Annotated in this window: 16 protein-coding genes; 15 read left to right on the top strand and 1 reads right to left on the bottom strand. The window is 58.3% G+C overall.

Annotation, left to right across the window (positions count from 1 at the left end):
• The 7 genes from narJ to D8M23_RS11115 all read left to right on the top strand — a co-directional run bounded on the left by narJ (position 1) and on the right by D8M23_RS11115 (position 10,520).
• Complete coding sequence (narJ, locus tag D8M23_RS11085; protein WP_006887766.1) at positions 1-750, top strand: nitrate reductase molybdenum cofactor assembly chaperone; 750 nt, start codon at positions 1-3, stop codon at positions 748-750.
• 21 nt (positions 751-771) lie between these two features.
• Positions 772-1,611, top strand: coding sequence for a respiratory nitrate reductase subunit gamma (narI, locus tag D8M23_RS11090; RefSeq protein ID WP_006887776.1), 840 nt, complete (start codon positions 772-774; stop codon positions 1,609-1,611).
• Between the two features lie 27 nt (positions 1,612-1,638).
• On the top strand, positions 1,639-2,868 hold the full coding sequence (locus tag D8M23_RS11095; protein WP_126854804.1) for an MFS transporter: 1,230 nt from the start codon (positions 1,639-1,641) through the stop codon (positions 2,866-2,868).
• Between the two features lie 230 nt (positions 2,869-3,098).
• Entirely contained in the window at positions 3,099-4,322 is a 1,224-nt protein-coding gene (locus D8M23_RS11100; RefSeq protein ID WP_126854805.1) for an MFS transporter, read from the top strand.
• A 159-nt stretch (positions 4,323-4,481) separates the two neighbouring features.
• Positions 4,482-7,328 (top strand): aminomethyl-transferring glycine dehydrogenase, encoded by a 2,847-nt coding sequence (gcvP, locus tag D8M23_RS11105; RefSeq protein WP_126854806.1) that lies wholly within the window; start codon positions 4,482-4,484, stop codon positions 7,326-7,328.
• A 162-nt stretch (positions 7,329-7,490) separates the two neighbouring features.
• Positions 7,491-8,609: a glycine cleavage system aminomethyltransferase GcvT gene (gene gcvT / locus D8M23_RS11110; RefSeq protein WP_126500406.1), complete on the top strand. Its 1,119-nt coding sequence runs from the start codon at positions 7,491-7,493 to the stop codon at positions 8,607-8,609.
• A gap of 378 nt (positions 8,610-8,987) precedes the next feature.
• Positions 8,988-10,520, top strand: a complete 1,533-nt coding sequence (locus tag D8M23_RS11115; protein WP_126854807.1) for an L-serine ammonia-lyase — start codon at positions 8,988-8,990, stop codon at positions 10,518-10,520.
• Positions 10,521-10,662: 142 nt separating this feature from the next.
• On the opposite strand, the gene D8M23_RS11120 is transcribed toward D8M23_RS11115, so the two are convergent.
• A complete protein-coding gene (locus tag D8M23_RS11120) occupies positions 10,663-11,676 on the bottom strand; it encodes an aldo/keto reductase (protein WP_126854808.1) in 1,014 nt (337 codons plus the stop codon).
• 79 nt (positions 11,677-11,755) lie between these two features.
• On the opposite strand from D8M23_RS11120, the gene D8M23_RS11125 reads away from it, so the two are divergent.
• From D8M23_RS11125 to tuf, 8 genes are all read left to right on the top strand, one after another.
• Complete coding sequence (locus tag D8M23_RS11125; protein ID WP_126854809.1) at positions 11,756-12,634, top strand: LysR family transcriptional regulator; 879 nt, start codon at positions 11,756-11,758, stop codon at positions 12,632-12,634.
• Positions 12,635-12,697: 63 nt separating this feature from the next.
• Positions 12,698-13,219 carry a DUF6985 domain-containing protein gene (locus tag D8M23_RS11130; RefSeq protein ID WP_126854810.1) on the top strand — a complete coding sequence of 174 codons (522 nt, stop codon included), beginning with the start codon at positions 12,698-12,700 and terminating at the stop codon, positions 13,217-13,219.
• Between the two features lie 366 nt (positions 13,220-13,585).
• Complete coding sequence (gene rpoB, locus D8M23_RS11135; protein WP_126854811.1) at positions 13,586-17,092, top strand: DNA-directed RNA polymerase subunit beta; 3,507 nt, start codon at positions 13,586-13,588, stop codon at positions 17,090-17,092.
• A 91-nt stretch (positions 17,093-17,183) separates the two neighbouring features.
• Positions 17,184-21,086, top strand: a complete 3,903-nt coding sequence (locus D8M23_RS11140) for a DNA-directed RNA polymerase subunit beta' (RefSeq protein ID WP_126854812.1) — start codon at positions 17,184-17,186, stop codon at positions 21,084-21,086.
• A gap of 601 nt (positions 21,087-21,687) precedes the next feature.
• Positions 21,688-22,062, top strand: a complete 375-nt coding sequence (gene rpsL / locus D8M23_RS11145) for a 30S ribosomal protein S12 (RefSeq protein ID WP_005504939.1) — start codon at positions 21,688-21,690, stop codon at positions 22,060-22,062.
• The gene (gene rpsG / locus D8M23_RS11150; protein WP_006887788.1) at positions 22,062-22,532 is read left to right on the top strand and encodes a 30S ribosomal protein S7; all 471 of its coding nucleotides are present in this window, start codon (positions 22,062-22,064) and stop codon (positions 22,530-22,532) included. The genes rpsL and rpsG overlap by 1 nt, the downstream gene beginning before the upstream one ends.
• 66 nt (positions 22,533-22,598) lie before the next feature.
• Complete coding sequence (fusA, locus tag D8M23_RS11155; protein ID WP_126854813.1) at positions 22,599-24,713, top strand: elongation factor G; 2,115 nt, start codon at positions 22,599-22,601, stop codon at positions 24,711-24,713.
• Positions 24,714-24,918: 205 nt separating this feature from the next.
• Complete coding sequence (tuf, locus tag D8M23_RS11160; RefSeq protein WP_006887686.1) at positions 24,919-26,109, top strand: elongation factor Tu; 1,191 nt, start codon at positions 24,919-24,921, stop codon at positions 26,107-26,109.
• The last annotated feature ends 168 nt before the right edge of the window (positions 26,110-26,277 follow it).

The following is a 26,277-nucleotide window of genomic DNA, read 5'->3' on the forward strand; positions in this document are numbered from 1 at the left end:
GTGGCTGGTTTCTTCTCCAGGCTCATGGGTACAGCCGGGTCCGAGGATAAAACCTCGGATCCGGCGCACCCCGCGCAGGATAACATCGACCCTTTTGACCGGGACTTCGGTCCCGGGCAGGATCGGGATTCGGTCATCTACCAGGTCAGCGGCATGCTCTTGGGTTACCCCAGCGAGGAGCTAGTGCAAACCCTTCCCGAACTTATCCGCTTGGCGCAGGCCACTGAGGATGACGAGTTCACCCAGGCCGTGCAGACCGTCGCTAACTGGATGACCGCACAAGATTTGGAAGATGTTCAGAGCGAGTACGTGCAGGAGTATGACCTTTCCCGCCGCCACGCTCTGCACCTTTCCTATTGGACGGATGGCGACACCCGCCGCCGCGGTGAGACCCTGCTCAAGTTTAAGCAGATGTACCGCGACTCGGGAATGTTTACTCAGCTCAATGGGGAACTGCCCGACTACCTGCCGCTGGTGCTGGAATTCGCCGCTCTTGTGGATCGTACAAAAGGGCGTGCCGCGTTACAGGCGTACCGCCCTTCTTTGGAGCTTCTGCGTCTGTCCCTGAAAGACGGAAACCTGCCCCACTATGGGCTTTTGCACAGTATCTGCGGCACCCTGCCGGGCGTCTCTCCCGAGACCCAGGAGCAGGTGCAGCAGATGGCAGGGTACGGACCGCCCGTTGAGACCGTTGGTCTTTCCGGGTACGCCGACCCCCGCATCGCCCAAGCTAATCCTAATAACCCTTAAACCCCTCGATAGGAGTACATCGTGTACGCACTCGCATCTGAGCATGCAGCCCATGGGGTGCCTGTGCCTGTTGGCGAGCCGGGGATTGTTGATATCCTCCTGTGGGGCGTGCTTCCCTACGTCACCATTCTTATCCTGATCGGTGGCACCATTTGGCGTTACCGCACCGATCAGTTCAGCTGGACCACACGTTCTTCGCAGATTTACGAATCGAAGATGCTGCGTTTGGGTTCGCCCTTGTTCCACTACGGCCTAGCCGCCGTGTTCATGGGACACGTGGGCGGTCTTGTGGTGCCGAAGATGCTCACGGATTATGTGGTGGATGATCACACCTACCACATTGTTGCATTGGTGGGCGGCTCGGCTGCCGCTCTAGCCACCATTGCCGGTTTGGCACTGCTGCTGTGGCGCCGCCGCAATAACGCCCAGGTGTTCACCGCAACCACTGCGAACGATAAATTCATGTACTTCGTGCTGGTGGCCGTGATTCTGGCCGGTACCGCCGCGACCCTGTTCTCGGCAATTAATCCTTCCGGCGGCCTGCCGCCGGTGAACGGGCACGAAGTGGAGTTCAACTACCGCACCTCCATCGCGGTATGGTTCCGTTCCATCTTCTACTTCCACCCGGAGGTGGCACTGATGGTCAACGTGCCGCTATCCTTCAAGATTCATATTATTGCGGCCATGGTGCTGTTCATCATCTGGCCGTTCACTCGCCTGGTGCACGCGCTGACTATGCCGCTGCACTACCTGTTCCGCCCGTACACCATCTACCGTTCCCGCGGTGGGGAGCGTGTGGGCGCACGCCGTGGTTGGGATCCGATCGGTACTCATGACCGTGAAGATGTCTTCCGCCGATAAGTAAACACACAATCATAATGAGGAAACATGAGCGCTCCCGCTGCTGAGAGTTACGACCTGAAAAAAGGTCAGCTGTTTAATCTGCTGCTGATTACCTTCGCCTCGACCGTCGGGTTCTGGGCGTGGACAATCGTCGGTCCGTTAGCTAAGTACTACGCTAAACCGGAACAGATGAACCTAAACCCGGGCACCACCGGTTTGCTGGTTGCCATGCCGATCTTTATTGGTGCAGTCGGGCGTATCCCGATCGGTGGTCTGACCGATAAGTACGGCGGGCGCATCATGATGAGCCTGGTGCTTGCTGTGAGCACCCCGCTGGTGCTCCTAGTCGGTCTTGCCGGTTCGATGAAGTCCTTCCCCCTGATGCTGGTCTTCTCGTTCCTGCTCGGTATTGCCGGTACCGTGTTCGCGGTTGGTATTCCGTTCAGCTCCGCTTGGTACCCGCCCGCACGTAAAGGTTTCGCAACCGGTGTGTTCGGTGCAGGCATGGTCGGTACCGCACTGTCGGCCTTCTTCACTCCGCGTCTGCTGTCTCTCGTGGGCTACATGAACACCCACTACATGATCGCTGGCCTGTGCGCAGTGACCGCTGTGGTCTCATTCCTGTTCCTGCGTGATTCACCGGCGACCGCTAACCGCGAGGTTACCCCGCTGATGCCGAAGATCATTCGGGCGTTCAAGGTGAAGTCCACCTGGCAGCTGTGCTTCCTTTATTCTGTGGTGTTCGGCGGCTTCGTGGCGTTCTCGAACTACCTGCCGACCTACCTGAACAATATTTACAACTTCGACGCTGAAGCTGCTGGTGCTCGTGCCGCAGGCTTCGCGGCGGCTGCCGTGGTCGCTCGTCCCTTCGGTGGTATCTTGGCTGACAAGTTCGGCCCGAAGATCATTACCTTCATTGCGTTGGGCGGCGTATCGACTTTGGCGTTGGTTACCGCATTCCAGCCGGACGCCGAGCACGTTTATGGCCCCATCTTCTTGGCGATGGCAGCTCTGCTGGGCTTGGGCTCCGGCTCGGTCTTCGGCTGGGTTGGCCGCGCGGCTGACCCGAAGAACATGGGTGCGGTCTCTGGTGTGATCGCTGCTGCTGGTGCTTTGGGCGGGTTCTTCCCGCCGCTGGTGATGGGCGCAACCTACGATGCTGCACATCGTAACTACTTCGTTGGCCTAACCCTGTTGGCTGTAACCGCGGCCTTGGCCTTCGCCTCGGCATTCTTCGTCAAGCACGGAGGCAAGCCGGAGCATCATAAGGCTTAGGTTGTTGCGAAACAGTAGCTGAGTTTTTCACTCAACTGTTTGTTCCACGGCTCTGGTCGTTCCCCACCCTGGTGGGGAACGACCAGAGCTTTTTTCTGTGGGTTTTAACTCGTAAAACAACAAATTGATGGGGCAACAGTCACAATAACCCATAAATTTCGTATAAAATATGCATATATTCAGTGTGGGTTTTAGTAGACAACGCAACACCGATACACCAACGAGGAACCATGGAAGCTTCTGAAGTGAAACATGCTGACCTGAAGAAAGGGCAGCTGCGTAACCTGCTGGTGGCAACGTTCGCCTCCATTTTTGCGTACTGGGCCTGGAGCGTTATTAGCCCGCTCGCCAAATTCTATTCCTCCCCAGAGCAAATGCATCTGGATGAGGGAGGCTCCAGCTTACTGATTGCTATGCCTGTACTGGTGGGGGCGGTAGGGCGTATCCCTGCTGGGGCGCTCACCGATAAGTACGGCGGGCGCGTGATGCTCACCGCTGTTATGGCGCTCAGCGCCCCATTAACGCTGCTGGTGGCGCTGGCGGGTTCCATGAAATCGTTCGGGCTGATGCTGGTGTTTAGCTTCCTTCTTGGTATTGCCGGTACCGTGTTCGCGGTGGGTATCCCGTTCAGTGCAGCTTGGTACGGTGCCTCGAAGAAGGGGTTCGCGACCGGTATTTATGGGGTGAGTACCGTGGGTACCGCCGTTTCGGCGTTTGTGACCCCGATTTTGCACAGGCAGCTGGGGTACTGGCCCACCCATATTCTGCTGGCCGCCCTGTGCCTGGTGATGGCGGCCGTATGTTTTACGGTTCTGCGTGATTCCCCGCAGTTCACTCGTTCTACGGAGCCGATAATCCCTAAACTTTTGGCGGCCTCCCGTGTTAAAGAAACGTGGCAGCTGTGCTTTTTGTACTCGATTTTCTTCGGCGCCTTTGTGGCGTTTTCAAACTACCTGCCCACGTTCCTTACGAACGTGTACGAGAAGAACCTGATTGAGGCGGGGATGCGTGCCTCTGGCTTCGCGGTTGCTGCGGTGGCGGCTCGTCCTCTCGGCGGGATACTGGCCGACCGGGTGGGGCCGCGCTTGGTGACCCTGATAGGTATGGGCGGAACCGTGGCGTTGGGGGCCTCGGTGGCCTTCCAGCCGGAAGGGGAGCATGTGTATGGCCCGCTGTTCTTGATGATGGCGGTGCTGCTGGGGCTTGGGTGCGGCAGCGTATTTGGCTGGGTTGGCCGTGCTATTCCAGCCGATAAGGTGGGCATCGCGTCTGGAATTATTGGTGCCGCCGGTGGGCTGGGCGGGTTCTTCCCGCCGCTGGTGATGGGCGCAACCTATAATGCCGCCGCAAACAGCTACTTTAACGGGTTGATGCTCTTGGCCCTGACCGCGGCCGTCGGTGTGGGGATGACGCTCATAGTGCGCGGCGGCAAGAAGTCTCTTGACGCGCCCTAACCTGTGCATATATATGTGCCGGTAAGCCCCCATAATATGCGTGTCACAGGGCATAGACAGCTAGAAGTTTAAGCCCACATTGTGGGAAAATTAGTACTGTTATACACAACAGCACCGTTGTGAACCGCTAACGGTTTGCGCCGATTAGGAGATAGATATATGTCTTTCATTGACCGTCATCTCGGCCCCCGTTCCGCAGACGCTGAGCAGATGCTCAGCACCCTGGGGTATGACTCCCTAGGGGCTCTGATGGACGCCGTCGTCCCCGAACAGATTCGTCTTCGTGCCGATCTGCCTTTGCCGGAGCCGCTGACTGAGCAGGATGCACTGGCTAAGATCGCTGGGTATGCCGCTAAGAATAAGGTGTACGCACAGATGATTGGTGCCGGCTACTATGATGCCGTAACCCCCGCTGTGCTTCGCCGTAATATTCTTGAGAATCCCGGGTTTTACACCTCATACACCCCGTATCAGGCTGAAATTTCGCAGGGCCGCCTGGAGGCTCTGCTGAATTTCCAGAACACGGTCATGGAACTGACCGGTCTTGAGATCGCCAACGCCTCCCTGCTGGATGAGGCGACCGCGGTTGCTGAAGCGGTTGTGATGATGCACCGCGCTAACCGTAAGGTGAAGAACGGTTTCTTCGCCATTGACTCACGCTGCCTGCCGCAGGTGATTTCGGTGGTGCGTGGTCGTGCGCAGATGCTCGACATCCCGTTTGTAATCACCGACTTCTCGGATGGGCTGCCTGAGGGCGACCTGTACGGTGTGGTCTTCGCGTACCCCGCCCAGGATGGCCAGCTGCGCGATATTGAGCCGCTTATTAAGGCCGCTAAAGAACGTAAGGCCCTGGTGACCGTGGTCGCCGACCTGCTGGCTTTGACCCTGTTGAAGTCCCCGGGTGAGTTGGGTGCCGATGTTGCGGTGGGCAACACCCAGCGCTTTGGTTTGCCGTTCTTCTTCGGCGGCCCGCACGCCGCGTACATGGCGGTTCATAAGGGTATGGAACGTACCCTGCCGGGCCGTCTGGTGGGTGTTTCGCAGGACTCTTCAGGTAAACCTGCGTACCGGTTGGCACTGCAGACCCGCGAGCAGCACATCCGCCGTGAGAAGGCCACCAGTAATATCTGTACCGCCCAAGCTCTGCTGGCGATTGTTGCCGGTGCTTACGCCATGTACCACGGCCCCGAGGGGCTGCGCGCTATTGCTGAACGCCTGCACACGAATGCGGCACGTGTGGCCACTGCCCTGCAGAAGGCTGGTTACGGTATTGCGCACAAGAACTTCTTCGACACCGTTGTTGTCGAAGCACCCGGCGCGGCTGATGAGCTGGTGGCTAAGGCATTAAACGCCGGTGTTAATATTCGCCGTTTCGACGCTAACCGCGTGGGTATTTCGGTGGGTGAGTCGCATGATGATGCCGTGCTGGGGCGCCTTGTGAAGGCCCTCGGCGGGGAGCTGTCCGCTGAGGCTGACCCTGCGTTTGGTATCCCGGATGCACTGCTGCGCACCGACGACTACATGCAGCACCCCATCTTCCACAAGTACCGCTCCGAAACTGAGATGATGCGTTACCTGCGCCGCCTCTCGGATAAGGACTTGGCGCTGGATCGGACGATGATTCCGCTGGGTTCGTGCACCATGAAGCTGAACGCTGCGGCCGAGATGGAGCCCATCTCGTGGCCTGAATTCGCGGGCGTTCACCCGCTGGCACCGGCTGATCAGGCCCAGGGCTGGCATGAGCTCATCCGCGAGCTTTCTGACTGGCTGGTGGCTATCACCGGGTACGATGCGGTGTCGCTGCAGCCGAACTCAGGCGCGTCGGGCGAGTACGCCGGTCTGCGTGCCATCCGCTCCTACCACGAGGCTAATGGTGACCATCAGCGCAATACTGTGCTCATTCCGCTCTCTGCACACGGCACGAATGCCGCATCCGCCGCATTGGCTGGGCTTAAGGTTGCGGGTGTGGCAACCGCATCCGACGGCTCGATCGATGTTGAGGATTTGAAGGCGAAGATTGAGAAGTACGGCGATGCGATCGCAGGCATTATGATCACCTACCCCTCCACGCACGGCGTGTTTGAGGAGCAGGTGGCCCAGGTGTGCGAGCTGGTGCACGCTGCGGGCGGGCAGGTGTATGTGGATGGCGCTAACCTGAACGCACAGATGGGCTTTGCGCAGCCCGGTAAGTTCGGCGGCGACGTCTCCCACCTGAACCTGCACAAGACCTTCTCCATCCCGCACGGCGGCGGCGGCCCCGGCGTGGGCCCGTTGGCGGTGCGGGAGCACCTGGTGAAGTACCTGCCCGGTGATGCCTACACCGCTGACGCTGAAGGTAACCTGCCTGAAGGCGCGGCGCTTCCGATTGCGCAGGCGTTCTTCGGCTCGGCCGGGGTGCTGCCGATCAGCTGGATGTATATTGCGATGAGCGGCGCTGAGGGTCTGAAGAGCTCTTCCGCATATGCGGTACTGAACGCCAACTATGTTGCGAAGAAACTGAACGATAAGTTCCCCGTACTGTACACCGGCCCGGGTGGGCTGGTGGGTCACGAGTGCATCTTGGATGTGCGTGAGCTGACCGACCGTTCGCATGTGACCGCTGAGGACGTGTGCAAGCGCCTGATGGACTTCGGCTTCCATGCCCCCACCCTGGCGTTCCCGGTTCCGGGCACCCTGATGATGGAGCCGACCGAGTCGGAGTCGAAGGAGGAACTCGACCGTTTCGTTGAGGCGATGGAGACCATCTACGACGAGATTCTTGAGGTCGCAGACGGCAAGGTCGCACTGGAGGATTCGGTGCTTCGTAATGCCCCGCACACTGTGGAGGTCGTCTCTGCTGACGAGTGGGACCGCCCCTACACCCGCTCGCAGGCGGCGTACCCGGTGAAGTCTTTGCGTCTGAATAAATACTTCACCCCGGTGGGCCGTATTGATGGTGCCGGTGGTGACCGCCACTTCGTTTGCGAATGCCCGCCGATGGAGGCATTCGACCTTGAAGCCCAGTAGGGTTTTCGGCCGGTAGCACCGGTTCAGGGGCGCCCCGTTTCGCCCTCCCCAGACGCAGGAGGGCAGGGGAGCGGGGCGTACCCCAGCGCACCAACCACACTTATAGCAGAACGATTGTTCTTGCACTAGTTTTTACACGAAGCAGTGTAGTAAGGAGATAATATGTCACCCAAGAAAACCGCCCTGTACCCCGTCCACGAAAAACTGGGCGCCTCGTTCACCGACTTCGGTGGCTGGGATATGCCGCTCAAGTACGCTAACGATGTTGCCGAGCATGAGGCTGTGCGCACCCGCGCCGGTATCTTTGATCTCTCCCATATGGGCGAGTTCCGTGTGAGCGGGCCGGACGCCGCAGCGTTCCTTGACTACGCGCTGGTTTCCAACATGTCTGTCTTGAAGCCTGGCCGCGCCAAGTACTCGATCCTGGTGAACGATAAGGGCGGTGTTATTGACGACCTCATCACCTACCGTCTGGGTGACGAGGAGTTCCTGGTGGTGCCCAATGCCGCCAATATTGATAACGATTTCGCTGCCATGAGTGAGCGCCTGGGCGATTTTGATGTGAAGTTCGTCAATGAGTCTGAGGAAACCTCCCTGGTTGCTGTGCAGGGTCCGCGTGCTGAGGAGATTCTGCTGGCCGCTGGTGCTTCCGATGAGGACGCGGTGCGTGAGGTCAAATACTACGCTTCTGTGCCGGTTACCATCGCCGGGGTGGACGTGCTGCTGGCACGCACCGGCTACACCGGCGAGGACGGTTTCGAGCTGTTCGTGCCGAACGCTGATGCCGTGAAACTGTGGGAGGCTCTCGCCGCCGCAGGTGAGCCGTTCGGGCTGACCCCTGCTGGTTTGGCTTCCCGTGATTCCCTGCGCCTTGAGGCTGGTATGCCGCTTTACGGCCACGAGCTGGGCCTGGATATTACCCCGTTCGAGTCTGGCTTGGGCCGCCTGGTTGAGATCGCCTTGGAGAAGAAGGCCGTTGACTTCGTGGGCCGTGCCGCCCTGGCCGAGCTGGCGAAGTCCCCGTCGGAGCGCATCCTGGTGGGTCTGAAGGCACAGGCGAAGCGTCCGGCACGTGCGGGTTCGTTCCTTGTTGATGCCGAGGGCAACCAGATTGGTGAGGTCACCTCCGGTATTCCCTCGCCGACCCTGGGTTACCCGGTGGCAATGGCCTTGGTGAAGCGCGAATTTTCCGAGGTCGGCACCGAGGTGGACGTGGATATTCGCGGCAAGCGCGCAACGTTTGATGTGGTTCCGCTGCCGTTCTACAAGCGCGAGAAGTAGCAACAAGCGGCGGCTGCTCACAGTGTAGCCGCCCGCGCGGCCGGTAGGGTTTGCGCACGGATCCGGCCGGGGTGCTGGTTCCTCACAGCGGTGGGGGAGCGGCACCCCGGTTTTCGTGTGTGTCCTCTGCTTGTGGTGTCTTGGGTGAACGAACACTTAGCGGGCGGGCACGAGTGCGGGGTAACCCACCCTTAGTTTTAAGGTTGGTACCCGGTGGGATAGGATGGGAAACGTCTGCTGTTGATACCTGCTCGGCGGCTCCGCTCATACCGCAGATACTGTAGCGTTTCGCCGCCTTACCCCAGAACCCGGGGCTGGGTGAGAACACTGTTGCGGTGCAATGTCGTGCCGGGAAAAAATCAGAAAGTTTAGTGAACTATGGCTCTTAACATTGGTGCGCCCGATGACGACCGGAACCCCAGCACCGCCAGCATACCCAGCGCCGTGCAGAAAAAAGCGGAGGCACTGGAGTATGACATTAGTGTCTTTGAGCTGTTCAGTGTGGGGGTGGGCCCCTCAAGTTCGCACACAGTGGGGCCGATGCGCGCCTCCAACCGTTTTATTGCCGAGCTGATCGACGCGAACCTGCTGGATAGTGTGAGCCGTATCCACGTTGATCTTTACGGTTCCCTTGCGGCAACCGGGGCTGGGCACGGCACCATGAGCGCGGCTTTGAAAGGACTCTGCGGGTTCGTCCCCGAAACCATCTGCATTGCTGATGCCGAAGCGATGATGCAGCGCAATAGTGTAGATGGCACCTTGCCGCTTGCCGGGTACCCGTCGCGGGCCTACACGGGGGGAGCCCCCGGCGGGGAGGACGGGAAAGTGTACGGGCCGGTGCTGAACTACCGTGAAGCCGAGATGACCCTGCGCCCGCTCACGGTGTTGCCACGCCACACGAACGGCATGAAAATCACTGCGTTTGCTGGTGAGCAGATACTGGCGGAGCGCACCTACTTCTCAATTGGTGGCGGGTTCGTTGTTGAGGGTGATGAGGAGGCCACGGGAGGGGCGTCCCTGTCGAACCCGCCTTATCCGTTTGGCTCCGGTGCCGAGCTGCTGCAGCTGGCGAATGACGCCGGGCTGAGTATTGCCGAACTGAAAATGGCGAATGAGTGTTCCGTCCGGTCCAAGCAGGAAGTACGCGCCGGTATTCTGGGCATTCGGCAGGTCATGAAAGAGTGCATTGGGTCTTCGCTGTCACGTGTAGGGTACCTGCCGGGGCCGCTTAAGGTGCGGTGCCGTGCGGGGGCTTGGCACCGTGACCTTATGGTGGAGGACCCCGAGAAGTCAGCGGAATTCGCCACGGACTGGGTGAACCTGATCGCGCTTGCCGTGAATGAGGAGAACGCCTTCGGCGGGCGCGTGGTGACGGCCCCAACGAACGGCGCCTCAGGTATTATTCCGGCGGTGCTGCACTACGCCATGAATTACACCCCGGGGATTCGCCACTGTGGCCAGGCTGCGCGTGAGGACGCGGTGGTTAAGTTCTTCCTGGCGGCTGCCTCAATCGGTGCGCTGTATAAGAAACGGGCCTCCATCTCGGGGGCTGAGGTCGGGTGCCAGGGTGAGGTCGGTACCGCCTCGTCAATGGCGGCGGCTGGGCTGGCGCAGGTGCTGGGCGGCACGAATGAGCAGATTGAGAATGCCGCCGAGATCGCGATGGAGCATAACCTGGGGCTGACCTGCGACCCCGTGGGCGGGCTGGTGCAGATCCCGTGCATTGAGCGGAACGCTATGGCCGCATCGAATGCGGTGACGGCGGCGCGCATGGCCCTGCGAGGGGACGGGGTGCACCGGGTATCGCTGGATCAGGTGATTGAGACCATGCGCCAAACCGGCATGGACATGTCACACCGGTATAAGGAGACTTCCATGGGCGGTCTCGCACTGAATGTGGTGGAGTGCTAGCTACCGGGTGTTAGGTGCGCCCGCCCAGTATGGCTCTGCTGCCCCCTGTCTCCTATGATTTTTTGATAACGATGCTCGCCCGAAGCTGCAGGAGCATTCAGGGCGAGCAGGTGTGTCTCAAGGTAGGGCCTTGCGCCGACGGTTAGAGTGATGGCCGGGTGGTAACCGGTACAGCGAAGGACTGGCGGTCTCCCACCCAACCATTTGCAGGTACCACGCTCTCTAAAGCGGCTAAATCTTCTGCCTCTAGGTGGTAGCGCATAGCCGCGGCATTTTCCTGTGCCCTCTGTGCATTGCGTGTTCCGGGGATAGGAACAACATCGTTGCCCTGCGCAAGAAGCCACGCCAGAGCCAGCTGGGCCACGGTCATGGAGCGGGATTGCGCGAACGAGGCGAGGGCATCAACTTGGTGCATATTAGCAGTGAGGCTGGAACCGTTAAACCGCGGGTCATTCGCACGGAAGGGGCTTTCTGCAACACTGGTGGTGTTGAGACTTCCGCCAAGCAACCCGCGGCCCAGAGGGCTATAGGGGACTAGGCCCACACCCAGCTGGCGTGCCGCTGGCACAATATTTACCTCAGGTTCACGCCACATGAGCGACCATTCGAATTGCACGGCGGCAATCGGATGAATAGCGTGGGCACGGCGCAACTGGTCAGCTGTCACCTCAGACACTCCAAGATGGCGTACTTTCCCCCGAGACACCAGCTCGCTCATCGCACCAATTGACTCTTCGATCGGCACCTGCGGGTCTACACGGTGCAGGTAGTACAGGTCAATCGTTTCAGTTCCGAGGCGACGCAGCGACTCGTCACAGTAACCTGCAATGCGGTCCGGGTGGGCATCCAGGTGGACACCGTGATCGCCCCGCACAATTCCGAATTTAGTTGCGATCTGCAGATTGTCGCGGGGTACGCCACTGGATGCTATGGCGCGACCTACCAGCGCCTCGTTATGGCCCTGGCCATAGCTTATTGCTGTATCAAGCAGCGTAACCCCAGTATCAAGAGCAGCATGAATGGCCGCGACGGACTCGGTATCATCAGCAGGCCCGTACCCCTGAGACAGACCCATGCAGCCAAAGCCTAAGGCTGAGGTCATCAGAGCTCCGAGGTTCCGGGTGGCTGGACTATCTGTATGTTGATGTAATGTCATATGAAAAATTTTTCCACCCACGCTTCTATATGTCTAAGACAAGGTTTTTATAGAATCCATAACGTTTTATTATGGATAGATGGAACTACGCTACCTGGAATCCTTTGAGGCAGTCGTGCGGTGCGGCGGGTTCACCAAAGCTGCTGCTGACCTGCATCTGGCACAGCCTGCTATTTCCGCACACGTCAAAAGGCTGGAGAAGGAGTTAGGGGTCACGCTGTTGAACCGCTCCCGAACTGTGACCCTCAGTGCTGCCGGGGAACAATTTTTACCCTATGCTCGGCTTGCGTTGGCGAACCTTGAAGAAGGCAAGCGGCTGATGCAATCTTTCCGCTCAGTTTCAGCGGGTCATGTGCGTGTGGCCGTCACGCCACTCACCGGTAATTTTGATGTTGCTGGTCTGCTGAGTCGATTTCGTGCACGGTACCCACAGGTGACGATTTCATTGTCTACCGGGCTTATTGCAGAACTGCTAGGTAAGTTAGAAGCGGGTCAGGTTGATGTGGTGATCGGGCCTGCAGGTGCTGCCGATGAACGTCAGGGATGGCAGCGAACCGAAATTACGAGTGAACGGTTGGTACTTATCACGCCGCTTGCTGGCAGGGGTCATGTAAGTACACTGGCTGATGTGGCGCATGAGCCATTTGTCTGCTTACCCTCAGATAGCGGTCTGCGCCACCTGCTGAACGAGGCATTCGGCGTAATCAGAGTCGAACCGCGAGTGGATTTTGAGACGCACAGTCCGGACAGCATCCGCGAGATGGTTGCGGCAAACCTGGGATGCGCCATAATCGCGCAGTCTATCGTTGAGAAACAGGGAACAGCAGTGCGGGTGCATCATATTCCAGGTCTTCCCCCGCACCCACCGATAAGTGTTATGTCGGAAGAAGAGCCCGCTCCGCCCACCGCACGGTTTCTTGAAGAACTGGAGGCAACGATTCAAGAACACGTTCGCTAAAAAGACCGGAACGGGGCGCGGCGATGAAATAATGAGAGTTCATACAGAAGGAAAGCGGCGGCGATGAAACCTGAGAGCACTCCTGAACCTGAGAGTATAAACTTCACCTACGATACCGATAAAGAGCTCTATGTGAGCGACCCGGTGGATGTGCCTGCGCTCAAGAAGAATGCAGTAACGTTTAGGTTCGATCTGCAGACTCTTGACTCCGCCGGGTGGCAGCGTATTCGTGCCGCGATTGATAACTTCCGCTTACCCGATGCCGATATTTTTGCTCAGGCAACCCCGTATGTGCACCAGTTCTACCGCATGTATTTTGATATGGCGGATGAGTACGGCTGGGAACAATACTTGCCGGATATTCCTGAATCTCAGGTGTGGAGCCTGGTGGGCCCTATCTGGGATCGGTGCACGGTTGCCTGGGACAATAACAGCCTGCTGATTGTGGTGGAAGCCGAGACTGAGTGGGATATTGAACATGGCATGATAATGGTGTACCAGGACGGTGTGAAACTGGTGAAAGTGGGTATGGCGGTTGAGTCGTACACCAACCCTGACGGCACTATTTTTGACTACGGGCACTAGGAAGCATGAAGTCCAGCCGGGGCAGGGGAGAGACTCTCATGAGCGGTTCCAAAAGCCGGTGATTAAATTATTGCGGGCATACTATTGAAGCTTTCACAAGGGGCATCACAAGTTCTTGCGAACCGGCGCTTGCATCATCCCACGGGGTGTGGTAGACAATCCTCAAACAATGGTGTATCGTTAATATTTACGCTTTCCCCTAACCTGAGTGCCTTCATATAGCGGTGGGCACAGGCTTGAAGGTGACGTTTCCCCGTTCGACATCTGTAGCTTCGTGCACCGTATCTGCGGCCCGAAGTCTGTGTTTTCGGTAACGTTGCCGGGAGGCTGATTGCTAACAGACATGTCTGTGGAAGGATCCCCATCTTGGTCGCTTCGAGCACCTCTAACCATGACGCCGCTAACGGTGCGGGTAACACCGACCGCCGTATTTCATTCGCAAAAATTAACGAACCGTTGAAGGTTCCTAACCTGCTGGCTATCCAGACCGATAGTTTTGACCGCCTTGTCGGTAACGCCGGGTGGCTGGCTCGCCTTGAAGCAGCTGAAGCTGCTGGCGATACCTCCGTTCCGCGTAAGTCCGGTCTTGCCGAGATTTTTGAAGAAATCTCCCCGATTAAGGACTTTCAGGAGACCATGCAGCTCTCCTTCTCCGACCCGGAGTTCGCGGACCCCAAGTACACGGTTGAAGAATGCAAAGACCGTGACGCCACCTATGCCGCTCCGCTCTATGTCAAAGCTGAGTTCATTAACCACGCCACGGGCGAGGTTAAGCAGCAGACCCTGTTCATGGGCGACTTCCCGCTCATGACCGAATCCGGTACTTTCGTTATTAACGGTACCGAACGTGTGGTCGTTTCGCAGCTGGTGCGCTCGCCCGGTGCTTACTTTGAGAAAGCCCCGGACCGCACCTCAGATAAAGACATCTACTCGGCACGTGTGATTCCTTCACGCGGCGCCTGGTTCGAGCTTGAGATTGACAAGCGCGATCAGGTGGGTGTGCGCCTGGACCGTAAGCGTAAACAGTCCGTGACCGTGCTGCTGAAGGCCCTGGGGTGGAGCGAGTCGAAGATTCTTTCAGAGTTCGGCCAGTACGACTCGATCCGTGCAACCCTAGAGAAGGACTCCGTCTCAACCCGGGACGAGGCCCTGCTCGATATTTACCGCAAGCTCCGCCCGGGTGAGCCCCCCACAGTCGAGGCAGCCCAGGCACTGCTTGACAACATGTACTTCACCCCGCGCCGCTACGATTTGGCGAAGGTTGGCCGGTACAAGGTGAACCGCAAGCTCGGCGTGGAGGTGCCCCTAGACTCGGATGAAGCGTCGGTGCTGAGCCAGGACGATATTGCACAGATGATTCATTACCTGTGCGCCCTGCACGCTGGTGAGCCCACCATTAAGGGTTCACGCGGCGGTGAGGAGATCGACCTGAAGGTTGATGTGGACGACATCGACCATTTCGGGAACCGCCGTATCCGTACCGTGGGTGAGCTGATTGAGAACCAGATCCGCACCGGTCTTTCCCGCATGGAGCGTGTGGTGCGTGAGCGCATGACCACCCAGGATGTGGACGCGATTACCCCGCAGTCCTTGGTGAACATCCGCCCCGTAGTGGCGGCCATTAAGGAGTTCTTCGGTACGTCACAGCTGTCGCAGTTCATGGACCAGAACAACCCGCTGGCTGGGCTAACCCACAAGCGTCGCCTGTCGGCGCTGGGCCCCGGCGGTCTTTCCCGCGACCGCGCGGGCATGGAAGTGCGCGACGTGCACCCCTCACACTACGGCCGTATGTGCCCCATTGAGACCCCTGAAGGCCCGAACATTGGTCTGATCGGTTCGTTGGCAACCTATGGCCGCATTAACTCTTACGGTTTTATTGAGACCCCCTACCGCGTGGTTGAAGACGGCAAGGTCACCGACAAGGTTCGTTATTTGACTGCTGATGACGAGAAGAGCGTCATTATTGCGCAGGCAAACGCCCCGCTGACCGCTGACCGCACCTTCGCTGAGGACGAGGTTCTCTGCCGTGCAGGCGATGGTTCCGGTGAGGCCGTGTTGGTAGCACCGACTGACGTGCAGTACATGGACGTTTCCCCGCGCCAGATGGTGTCGGTGGCAACCGCCCTGATCCCTTACCTTGAGCACGACGACGCGAACCGCGCGTTGATGGGCGCGAACATGCAGCGTCAGGCTGTGCCGCTGCTGGAGTCTGAGGCTCCCGTGGTGGGTACCGGCATGGAGAAGTACGCTGCGCTTGACTCCGGTGACTCCGTGCTGGCGAAGAAAGCTGGTGTAGTCTCTGAGGTCTCGGCTGACCTGGTGATGGTCCGTAATGATGACGGCACCAGCAGCTCGTACCCGATCATGAAGTTCTCCCGCTCGAACCCTGGCAACTGCTACAACCAGCGTGTTGTGGTCAAGGCCGGTCAGCGTGTGGAAGAGCGTGACGTTATTGCGGACGGCCCCTCCACCGACCGTGGCGAGCTCGCTCTGGGCAAGAACCTGCTCGTGGCATACATGCCGTGGGAGGGCCTGAACTATGAGGATGCGATTATCCTCTCCCAGCGCATGGTTTCCGAGGATGTGCTGACCTCCATCCACATTGAGGAGCACGAGATCGATGCCCGCGACACCAAGCTCGGGCCTGAGGAAATCACCCGCGATATCCCCAACGTCTCGGATGAGGCCCTGTCCGCGCTGGATGAGCGCGGTGTGATCCACATTGGTGCCGAAGTTGAGGCTGGCGACATTCTGGTCGGTAAGGTCACCCCCAAGGGCGAGACTGACCTGACCCCGGAGGAGCGCCTGCTGCGCGCGATCTTTGGTGAGAAGTCCCGCGAGGTGCGCGATACCTCCCTGAAGGTTCCTCACGGCGAATCCGGTACTGTGATCGGTGTTCGTATCTTCGACCGCGAAAGCGACGACGAAGACGATCTGCCCCCGGGCGTGAACCAGCTGGTGCGCGTGTACGTGGCGCAGAAGCGTAAGATCACCGATGGTGACAAGCTCGCGGGCCGCCACGGCAACAAGGGTGTTATTTCCAAGATCCTGCCGATTGAGGATATGCCCTTCCTGGAAGACGGTACCCCCGTGGACGTCATCCTGAACCCGCTGGGTGTGCCCGGCCGTATGAACATTGGGCAGGTGCTTGAGGTTCACACCGGCTGGCTGGCCAAGCAGGGCTGGAAGATTGAGGGCGACCCGGCCTGGTTGAAGAATATGCCGAACTTCCCGAAGGAGTCCGGCCCCACCCGCCTGGCAACCCCCGTGTTTGACGGCGCTCATGAGGACGAGCTGTTTGACCTCATGGACCACGCAAACCCGAACCGTGATGGTGACCGCCTGATTAACCGCTCCGGCAAGGCCCGTCTGATTGATGGTCGTTCAGGTGAGCCGTTCCCTGACCCGATCTCGGTGGGGTACCAGTACATCCTGAAGCTGCACCACTTGGTGGACGATAAGATTCACGCCCGCTCCACCGGCCCGTACTCGATGATTACGCAGCAGCCGCTGGGTGGTAAGGCCCAGTTCGGTGGTCAGCGTTTCGGAGAGATGGAAGTGTGGGCGCTGGAAGCGTACGGCGCCGCCTACACCCTGCAGGAAATCTTGACCGTCAAGTCTGACGATGTGGCTGGTCGTGTGAAGGTATACGAGGCAATCGTTAAGGGCGAGAACATCCCCGAACCGGGCATCCCCGAATCCTTCAAGGTTCTTATTAAGGAAATGCAGTCCCTGTGTCTGAACGTTGAGGTGCTCTCTACCGACGGGAAGACCATTGAGATGAGCGACTCGGAGGAAGAAGGCTTCCGGGCAGCAGAAGATATGGGCGTGAGCCTCACCCACGCAGAGCCCAGCTCTGTGGACGAGGCATAATCCGCCTTCCTTCTAGGGTGGGGCGCCGCTGCGGTTGCCCCGCCCGCTAAACCGAAGTCTTCGTAAACTACAGAAAGAGATTAGGACCGATATGTCCAACGAATCTTCGCTTGGTTTGATGCGAATTGGCCTTGCCACCGCCGACGATATTCGTCGCTGGTCTTACGGCGAGGTTAAGAAGCCCGAGACCATCAACTACCGTACCCTCAAGCCCGAGAAGGAGGGCCTGTTCGACGAGCGCATTTTTGGCCCTACTAAGGACTGGGAATGCTACTGCGGCAAGTACAAGCGCGTACGTTTTAAGGGCATCATTTGTGAGCGTTGCGGTGTTGAGGTGACCCGCTCAAAGGTGCGCCGTGAGCGTATGGGCCACATTGAGCTGGCTGCCCCCGTCACCCACATCTGGTACTTCAAGGGCGTTCCCTCCCGCCTGGGGTACCTGCTGGATCTGGCTCCGAAGGACCTGGAGAAGGTCATCTACTTCGCCGCGTACATGATTACGAGCGTGGATGAGGCCTCCCGCCATGAGGACCTGCCGAACCTGCAGGCCGCACATGACCGCGATAAGAAGGCCCTGGAGACCCAGCGCGACGCCGATATTGCCGCTATTTCCCGCGAGGTTGAGCAGGAGCTGGCGCGTATTGAGGCTGACGGCGGCAAGGCTGCTGAGAAGCGTAAGCTGCGTGAGAACGCTGAACGTCAGATGGCTTCGGCCCGTAAGCGCGCTGACCGCGAGATTGAGCACCTGGAGAAGGTGTGGGACCGCTTTAAGAACCTGAAGGTCGCTGACCTTGAAGGCGATGAGGCGCTGTACCGCTCAATGGTTGATAAGTACGGCGTGTACTTTGAGGGCGCAATGGGTGCTGAAGCTATTAAGAAGCGCCTGGAAGATTTCGACCTTGAGGCCGAAGCCGAGGCGCTGAAGGAGGTCATCCAGAACGGCAAGGGCCAGAAGAAGACCCGCGCGCTGAAGCGTCTGAAAGTTGTTAACGCGTTTTTGACCACCAATAACTCCCCGCTGGGTATGGTGCTGGATGTTGTTCCGGTTATCCCGCCGGAGCTGCGCCCGATGGTTCAGCTCGATGGTGGCCGTTTCGCAACTTCTGACCTGAACGACCTGTACCGTCGTGTGATTAACCGTAATAACCGCCTCAAGCGCCTGCTGGAGCTTGGCGCCCCCGAGATTATCGTGAATAACGAGAAGCGCATGCTGCAGGAAGCTGTGGATTCGCTCTTCGATAACGGTCGTCGCGGTCGCCCCGTGACCGGCCCCGGTAACCGCCCGTTGAAGTCGCTCTCCGATATGCTCAAGGGTAAGCAGGGGCGTTTCCGTCAGAACCTGCTTGGTAAGCGCGTGGACTACTCTGGCCGTTCCGTGATTGTGGTTGGTCCGCAGTTGGAAATGCATCAGTGTGGTCTGCCGAAGCAGATGGCGCTGGAGCTGTTCAAGCCCTTCGTCATGAAGCGCCTGGTGGAGCTTTCGCACGCACAGAACATTAAGAGTGCAAAGCGTATGGTGGAGCGTTTCCGCCCGCAGGTGTGGGATGTTCTCGAAGAGATCATTACCGAGCACCCTGTGCTGCTGAACCGTGCACCTACCCTGCACCGTCTGGGTATTCAGGCGTTCGAGCCGAAGCTGGTTGAGGGTAAGGCTATTCAGCTGCACCCGCTCGTGTGCTCCGCGTTCAACGCTGACTTTGACGGTGACCAGATGGCGGTTCACCTGCCGCTTTCGCCCGAGGCTCAGGCTGAGGCGCGCATCCTGATGCTCTCCTCGAACAATATTTTGAAGCCTTCGGATGGTCGCCCTGTGGCTGTTCCGTCGCAGGATATGATCATTGGCCTGTACCACCTGACCACTCCCCGTGAGGGTGAAAAGAACGAGGGCCACGCATTCTCGTCGATTGCCGAGGCTCTGATGGCGATGGATCGTCACGAGATTGAGCTGTACACCAAGGTGAAGGTGCGTCTTGCCAGTGACGAGTTCGTGGCACCTGAGGGCTGGGAAGCTCCTGAGGGTTACACCTCGGGCGGCCCGATTCTGCTGGAGTGCACCGTCGGTCAGATCCTGTTCAACCAGACTCTGCCGAAGGATTACCCGTGGTTCTCTGGTGTTGCTGATAAGAAGGGGCTGGGCAAGCTCATTAACGATCTTGCTGAGAAGTACCCGATGGATATCGTGGCCCGCACCCTGGATAACCTGAAGAACGCTGGCTTCTACTGGGCTTCACGTTCGGGCGTGACCGTGGCGGTTTCTGATATTGCCACCCCGTCGATGAAACCTGCGATCATGGAGAACTATGAGCAGCAGGCAGCCGCTATCCAGGCGAACTTTGAGATGGGTACCATTGGCGATGATGAGCGCCGTGAGGAACTGATCGAGATTTGGACCCAGGCAACTGATGAGGTTGCTGAGGCGATGCGCGATAATTTGAGCGCTAATGGCGGTCAGAACACCATTTACCGTATGGTGACTTCCGGTGCACGTGGTAACTGGATGCAGGTTCGTCAGATTGCGGGTATCCGTGGTCTGGTGTCGAACCCGAAGGGCGAGATTATGCCCCGCCCGATTAAGTCCTCCTACCGTGAGGGCCTGTCGGTGCTGGAGTACTTCATCGCAACCCACGGTGCCCGTAAGGGTCTTGCCGATACCGCGCTGCGTACCGCTAACTCGGGTTACCTGACCCGTCGTCTGGTGGATGTGTCGCAGGATGTGATTGTGCGTGAGCATGACTGCGGTACCCGCCGCGGCCTGGTGCTTCCGCTCATTGATGATGAGGCAAACTTGCATCCGGATGTTGAGACCTCCATTCACGGACGCACCCTTGCGGTGGATGTGAAGGACGCTGAGGGCAGCGTACTTGCAGCCGCCGGTGAGGATGTCTCGGATGTGCTGATTGAGAAGCTGTTCAAGGCTGGTGTGAAGGATGTGCGCGTGCGTTCGGTGCTCACCTGTGAGTCCGGTATTGGCGTGTGCGCCCTGTGCTATGGCCGTTCGATGGCGTCGAACACCCTGGTCGATATTGGCGAGGCCGTGGGTATTATTGCGGCTCAGTCTATTGGTGAGCCCGGTACCCAGCTGACCATGCGTACCTTCCACACCGGTGGTGTGGCATCGGCTGACGACATTACCCAGGGTCTGCCTCGTATCCAGGAGCTGTTTGAGGCCCGTACCCCCAAGGGTGTGGCACCTATTTCTGAGGTTGCCGGTCGGGTGAGCATTGAGGACACGGAGCGTTCCTACAAGATTGTGGTGACCCCGGATGACGGTTCTGATCCGCAGTCTTACACGGTGCTGCGCCGTGCCGCTTCGAAGCTTCAGGATGGCGATCACGTGCAGGTGGGCGAGCAGCTTGCCGCCGGTTCGGTGGATCCGAAGGAGGTGCTGCGTATTCGCGGCCCGCGTGAGGCGCAGAAGCACCTGGTGAGCGAGGTTCAGGGCGTGTACAAGTCTCAGGGTGTGGAGATTCACGATAAGCACGTTGAGGTTATTGTGCGTCAGATGCTGCGTCGCGTGACCGTCATTGAGTCTGGCGATACTGAGCTGCTTCCGGGTGAGCTGGTGGATAATATTGTGTTCCAGCGCGCTAACCGTAAGGCCCTGACGGAGGGTAAGAAACCTGCCGCCGGTCGCCCTGAGATGATGGGTATTACCAAGGCGTCGCTGGCCACCGAGTCCTGGCTCTCTGCCGCATCCTTCCAGGAGACCACCCGCGTGCTTACTCAGGCCGCAATGGAGGCTAAGACCGACCCGCTGCTTGGCCTGAAGGAGAACGTCATTATCGGTAAGCTGGTTCCGGCCGGTACCGGTTTGGCTCGCTACAACGATATTGAGGTTGAGCCCAGCCCGCAGGCCCGTCAGGAGCAGCTTAACGCGCTGGAGGCATTCGGTTACCAGAGCGTCTTTAGCCCGATGGGCGACGAGCCGTACCCGTATGCGAATAACGGGTTTATGGCGGTTCCCTTGGAAGAGTACGGTCGCGGTATGGAGTAGCCTCACCTGAGGTTCTATCCGGTCTGCTTCTGGTGCTAACCACTGGGGCAGTTGAGGGAGGCGGCTTCGGCATTGTGCCGGGGCCGCCTCCTGAGGCTTTAAACACGGTATGCGCCTGCGGGGTGGAAACATCTCCCGCACCAAGATGGTGAGTAATCACACAGGGTTTAAAGCGGTGGTTGCCTTCTTGGCAGTAAAACCCGCTGGATTAAGCGGGTTTTAACCTGTATAGTCGTATGTCGAAGTACTTGGCCTCAGTGCTGGGGTGCCCGCTATTACGCGGGTGCCGTGAAGATTCCGGCACGCGGGCAAACGAATCAATGGCAGTATGGATACCGTCCTTTGGTGTTGCTTTTTGTGCTGACACCTAAATGCCATTTTTAAGTGTGCCCAAAAACTTCTAACCCCGGTCGAATCGAGCTCGGTCGTAAGGTAGCAAGTGATTCGCTGGGAGCCAAGAACCCGCGCCCTTTATCACCTCATGCGGGGTGCTAGTGTGTGCGGGCTTCTATAACCGAGAGCGCCCGGGGTGAAAGCGCCGGGAGCTAGTCAGTTTAGCGGGCTTGAAGACAGATAAGCCCATCAATGCAACGGAGAAAACGTGCCTACTATTCAGCAGCTGGTCCGTAAGGGCCGGACTCCCAAGGTCGTCAAGACCAAGGCGCCCGCACTGAAGGGCAACCCCATGAAGCGTGGCGTGTGCACCCGTGTGTACACCACCACCCCGAAGAAGCCGAACTCGGCACTGCGTAAGGTCGCTCGTGTCAAGCTCAACGGCGGCGTCGAGGTTACCGCATACATTCCCGGTGAAGGTCACAACCTGCAGGAGCACTCGATTGTGCTCGTTCGCGGTGGTCGTGTGAAAGACCTCCCCGGTGTTCGTTACAAGATCGTTCGTGGCGCTCTGGATACCCAGGGTGTTAAGGGTCGCGGGCAGGCTCGCTCCCGCTACGGCGCTAAGAAGGAGAAGAAGTAATGCCTCGTAAGGGTCCCGCTCCCAAGCGTCCCCTCGTCAACGATCCGGTGTACGGTTCGACACTGGTCACCCAGCTCATTAACAAGGTTCTGCTGGACGGCAAGAAGTCTGTTGCCCAGCGCATCGTATACGGTGCTCTTGAGGGTGTTGAGAAGAAGACCGGTTCTGATCCGGTTGTTACCCTGAAGAAGGCTATGGACAACATCAAGCCCTCGCTTGAGGTTCGTTCCCGCCGTGTTGGTGGCGCTACCTACCAGGTTCCGGTCGAGGTTCGCCCCGGCCGTTCCACCGCTCTGGCTCTTCGCTGGCTTGTTGGCTTCTCAAAGCAGCGCCGCGAGAAGACCATGACTGAGCGTCTGATGAACGAGATCCTGGATGCGTCCAATGGTCTCGGTGCCGCTGTGAAGCGTCGCGAAGACACTCACAAGATGGCCGAGTCCAACAAGGCCTTCGCTCACTACCGCTGGTAATTCTCCGTTTAGAGCCTGCCGGGTTTTCCGTCAGGCTTTCGGAGTATCTCATTTAGGGAGAAAAACGTGGCACATGATGTGTACACTGACCTGAACAAGGTCCGCAACATCGGTATTATGGCGCACATTGACGCCGGTAAGACCACCACAACTGAGCGCATCCTGTTCTACACCGGTATTAACCACAAGATCGGTGAGACTCACGATGGCGCGTCAACTATGGACTGGATGGCTCAGGAGCAGGAGCGAGGTATTACCATTACCTCCGCAGCTATCACCTGCTTCTGGAAAAACAACCAGATCAACATTATCGACACCCCCGGTCACGTTGACTTCACCGTTGAGGTGGAGCGTTCGCTGCGCGTGCTTGACGGCGCGGTAGCAGTGTTTGACGGCAAGGAAGGTGTTGAGCCTCAGTCTGAGACCGTGTGGCGTCAGGCTGATAAGTACGACGTTCCCCGCATCTGCTTCGTCAATAAGATGGACAAGATGGGCGCGGACTTCTACTTCACTGTTCAGACCATTATCGACCGCTTGGGCGCTAAGCCGCTCGTTCTGCAGCTGCCCATTGGTGCTGAGAGCGACTTCGTTGGTGTGGTTGACCTGCTCGAAATGAAGGCATACGTATGGCCCGGTGACTCTAAGGGTGACGTGACCATGGGTGCCTCCTACGAGGTTCAGGAAATCCCCGCCGACCTGCAGGCTAAGGCTGAAGAGTACCGTGCCGAGATGGTTGAGGCTGTTGCTGAGTCCAGCGAAGAGCTCATGGAGAAGTACCTCGAAGAGGGCGAACTGACCGTTGACGAGCTCAAAGCTGGTATCCGTCAGCTGACCATTAACGGTGAGGCGTTCCCCGTGCTCTGTGGTTCTGCTTTCAAGAACCGTGGTGTTCAGCCCATGCTGGATGCCGTGATCGAGTACCTGCCTTCCCCGCTGGATGTGCCCGCTGTGGAGGGCTCTAGCCCCTCGGATGAGGAAGAGAAGCTCACCCGTAAGGCTTCCGCTGATGAGCCTTTCGCGGCTCTGGCCTACAAGGTTGCAGCTCACCCGTTCTACGGTCAGCTCATCTACACCCGTGTGTACTCCGGTCACGCGGCCCAGGGTCAGCAGGTTCTTAACTCTACTAAGGGTAAGAAGGAACGCCTCGGCAAGCTCTTCCAGATGCAGTCCAACAAGGAGAACCCTGTTGAGGAAGTCACCGCAGGCCACATCTATGCTGCGATTGGTCTGAAGGACACCACTACTGGTGATACCCTGTGCGATCCGGCAAACCCGATTGTGCTTGAGTCGATGACCTTCCCCGCCCCCGTGATCTTCGTGGCTATTGAGCCTAAGACCAAGGGTGACCAGGAGAAGATGTCGACCGCTATCCAGAAGCTTTCCGCTGAGGACCCCACCTTCACCGTGTCGCTGAACGAAGAGACCGGCCAGACCGAAATCGGTGGTATGGGCGAGCTCCACTTGGACATCATTGTTGACCGTATGAAGCGTGAGTTCAAGGTTGAGGCTAACGTTGGTAAGCCTCAGGTGGCGTACCGCGAGACCATTAAGAAGGCTGTCGAGAAGGTTGACTACACCCACAAGAAGCAGACCGGTGGTTCCGGTCAGTTCGCAAAGGTGCAGGTTTCCTTCGAGCCGCTGCCCTTGGATGGCGAGGAACTGTACGAGTTTGAGGACAAGGTGACCGGTGGTCGCGTGCCTCGCGAGTACATTCCTTCTGTTGACGCCGGTATCCAGGACGCTATGAAGTTCGGTATCCTGGCTGGCTACCCGATGGTCGGTGTGAAAGCAACCCTGATCGACGGTGCGTACCACGATGTTGACTCCTCTGAAATGGCGTTCAAGATCGCCGGTTCCATGGTGTTCAAGGAAGGCGCTAAGCGCGCTAACCCGGTTCTGCTGGAACCGCTCATGGACGTTGAGGTACGTACCCCCGAGGAGTACATGGGCGATGTTATCGGCGACCTGAACTCCCGTCGTGGTCACGTGCGTTCCATGGAGGATGCATCCGGCGTGAAGATCGTGAAAGCTCTCGTGCCGCTGACCGAAATGTTCGGCTACATTGGTGACCTGCGTGGTAAGACCCAGGGCCGTGCAGTGTTCTCGATGGCCTTCGACAGCTACGGTGAAGTTCCCAAGAACGTCGCTGACGAGATCATCCAGAAGAGCCGCGGCGAGTAATCACCGCTCTCATCCCGTGGGCTGCGGGTTGAGAAACGCGCAGCCCACACTCTAAAATTTTTAATTAAAATCCATCATTGAAGGCATGGACAGTTTCATCTCTGCGTCGTAATCCGCTATTGTAGACGCTAGACCGTTTTTCTACGGATTGCGCCGGAGATAAGATTCGGGTGCATGTTTTCGATACGTTCTAGGAGGAACACTCTTGGCTAAGGCTAAGTTCGAGCGCTCCAAGCCTCACGTTAACGTCGGTACCATTGGTCACGTTGACCACGGTAAGACCACCCTGACCGCTGCCATCTCCAAGGTGCTGGCTGACAAGTACCCGGACCTGAACGAGAAGCGTGACTTCGGCATGATCGACTCCGCTCCTGAGGAGCGTCAGCGCGGTATTACCATTAACATCGCGCACATTGAGTACCAGACCGACAAGCGCCACTACGCACACGTTGACGCACCCGGCCACGCCGACTACGTCAAGAACATGATCACCGGTGCTGCTCAGATGGACGGCGCAATCCTCGTGGTTGCTGCTACCGACGGTCCTATGGCTCAGACCCGTGAGCACGTGCTGCTCGCTCGCCAGGTTGGCGTGCCCACCCTGCTGGTGGCACTGAACAAGGCTGACATGGTTGACGACGAAGAGCTTCTTGACCTCGTCGAGATGGAGGTCCGTGACCTTCTCTCCTCGCAGGAGTTCGACGGTGACGAGGCTCCCGTGATCCGCGTTTCCGCTCTGAAGGCTCTTGAGGGTGACCCCGAGTGGGTTGCTAAGGTTGAGGAGCTCATGGAAGCTGTTGACAGCTACATCCCCGACCCGGTTCGTGAGAAGGACAAGCCCTTCCTCATGCCCATCGAGGACGTCTTCACCATTACCGGTCGCGGCACCGTTGTGACCGGTCGTGCAGAGCGCGGTACCCTGAAGATCAACTCCGAGGTTGAGATCGTTGGTATCCGACCCATCCAGAAGACCACCGTGACCGGTATCGAGATGTTCCACAAGCAGCTCGACGAGGCATGGGCTGGCGAGAACTGTGGTCTGCTTCTGCGTGGTCTCAAGCGTGACGACGTTGAGCGTGGTCAGGTTGTTGTGGAGCCGGGCTCCATCACCCCCCACACCGAGTTCGAGGCAAACGTCTACATCCTCTCCAAGGATGAGGGCGGCCGTCACAACCCGTTCTACTCGAACTACCGTCCTCAGTTCTACTTCCGTACCACTGACGTGACCGGTGTTATTAAGCTGCCTGAGGGCACCGAGATGGTTATGCCCGGTGACAACACCGAGATGACCGTTGAGCTGATCCAGCCCATCGCTATGGAAGAGGGCCTCGGCTTCGCTATCCGTGAGGGTGGCCGCACCGTTGGTTCGGGCCGCGTTACCAAGATCATCAAGTAATTGCCGTAACAACGACAATTCGCTTATGCTCTTGTAGCAGGCTCTGCCTCTAGAAGGTAGCGAATCTTACACAGGGGACCCCCGCAGTATTGTGGGGGTCCTTTTGTATTTAAACGGTGGGGGTTGAGATGGTGACGGTAGTGACGTACAGTCCGGTACGGTACTCTA

This window comes from Rothia sp. HSID18067, assembly GCF_003989445.1.
Taxonomy (GTDB): Bacteria; Actinomycetota; Actinomycetes; order Actinomycetales; family Micrococcaceae; genus Rothia; species Rothia aeria.

Coding starts and splice junctions, on each gene's coding strand:
- D8M23_RS11095 (WP_126854804.1), top strand. CDS start 1,639: ATGAGCGCTCCCGCTGCTGAGAGTTACGACCTGAAAAAAGGTCAGCTG.
- D8M23_RS11100 (WP_126854805.1), top strand. CDS start 3,099: ATGGAAGCTTCTGAAGTGAAACATGCTGACCTGAAGAAAGGGCAGCTG.
- gcvP (WP_126854806.1), top strand. CDS start 4,482: ATGTCTTTCATTGACCGTCATCTCGGCCCCCGTTCCGCAGACGCTGAG.
- gcvT (WP_126500406.1), top strand. CDS start 7,491: ATGTCACCCAAGAAAACCGCCCTGTACCCCGTCCACGAAAAACTGGGC.
- D8M23_RS11115 (WP_126854807.1), top strand. CDS start 8,988: ATGGCTCTTAACATTGGTGCGCCCGATGACGACCGGAACCCCAGCACC.
- D8M23_RS11120 (WP_126854808.1), bottom strand. CDS start 11,676: ATGACATTACATCAACATACAGATAGTCCAGCCACCCGGAACCTCGGA.
- D8M23_RS11125 (WP_126854809.1), top strand. CDS start 11,756: ATGGAACTACGCTACCTGGAATCCTTTGAGGCAGTCGTGCGGTGCGGC.
- D8M23_RS11130 (WP_126854810.1), top strand. CDS start 12,698: ATGAAACCTGAGAGCACTCCTGAACCTGAGAGTATAAACTTCACCTAC.
- D8M23_RS11140 (WP_126854812.1), top strand. CDS start 17,184: ATGTCCAACGAATCTTCGCTTGGTTTGATGCGAATTGGCCTTGCCACC.
- rpsG (WP_006887788.1), top strand. CDS start 22,062: ATGCCTCGTAAGGGTCCCGCTCCCAAGCGTCCCCTCGTCAACGATCCG.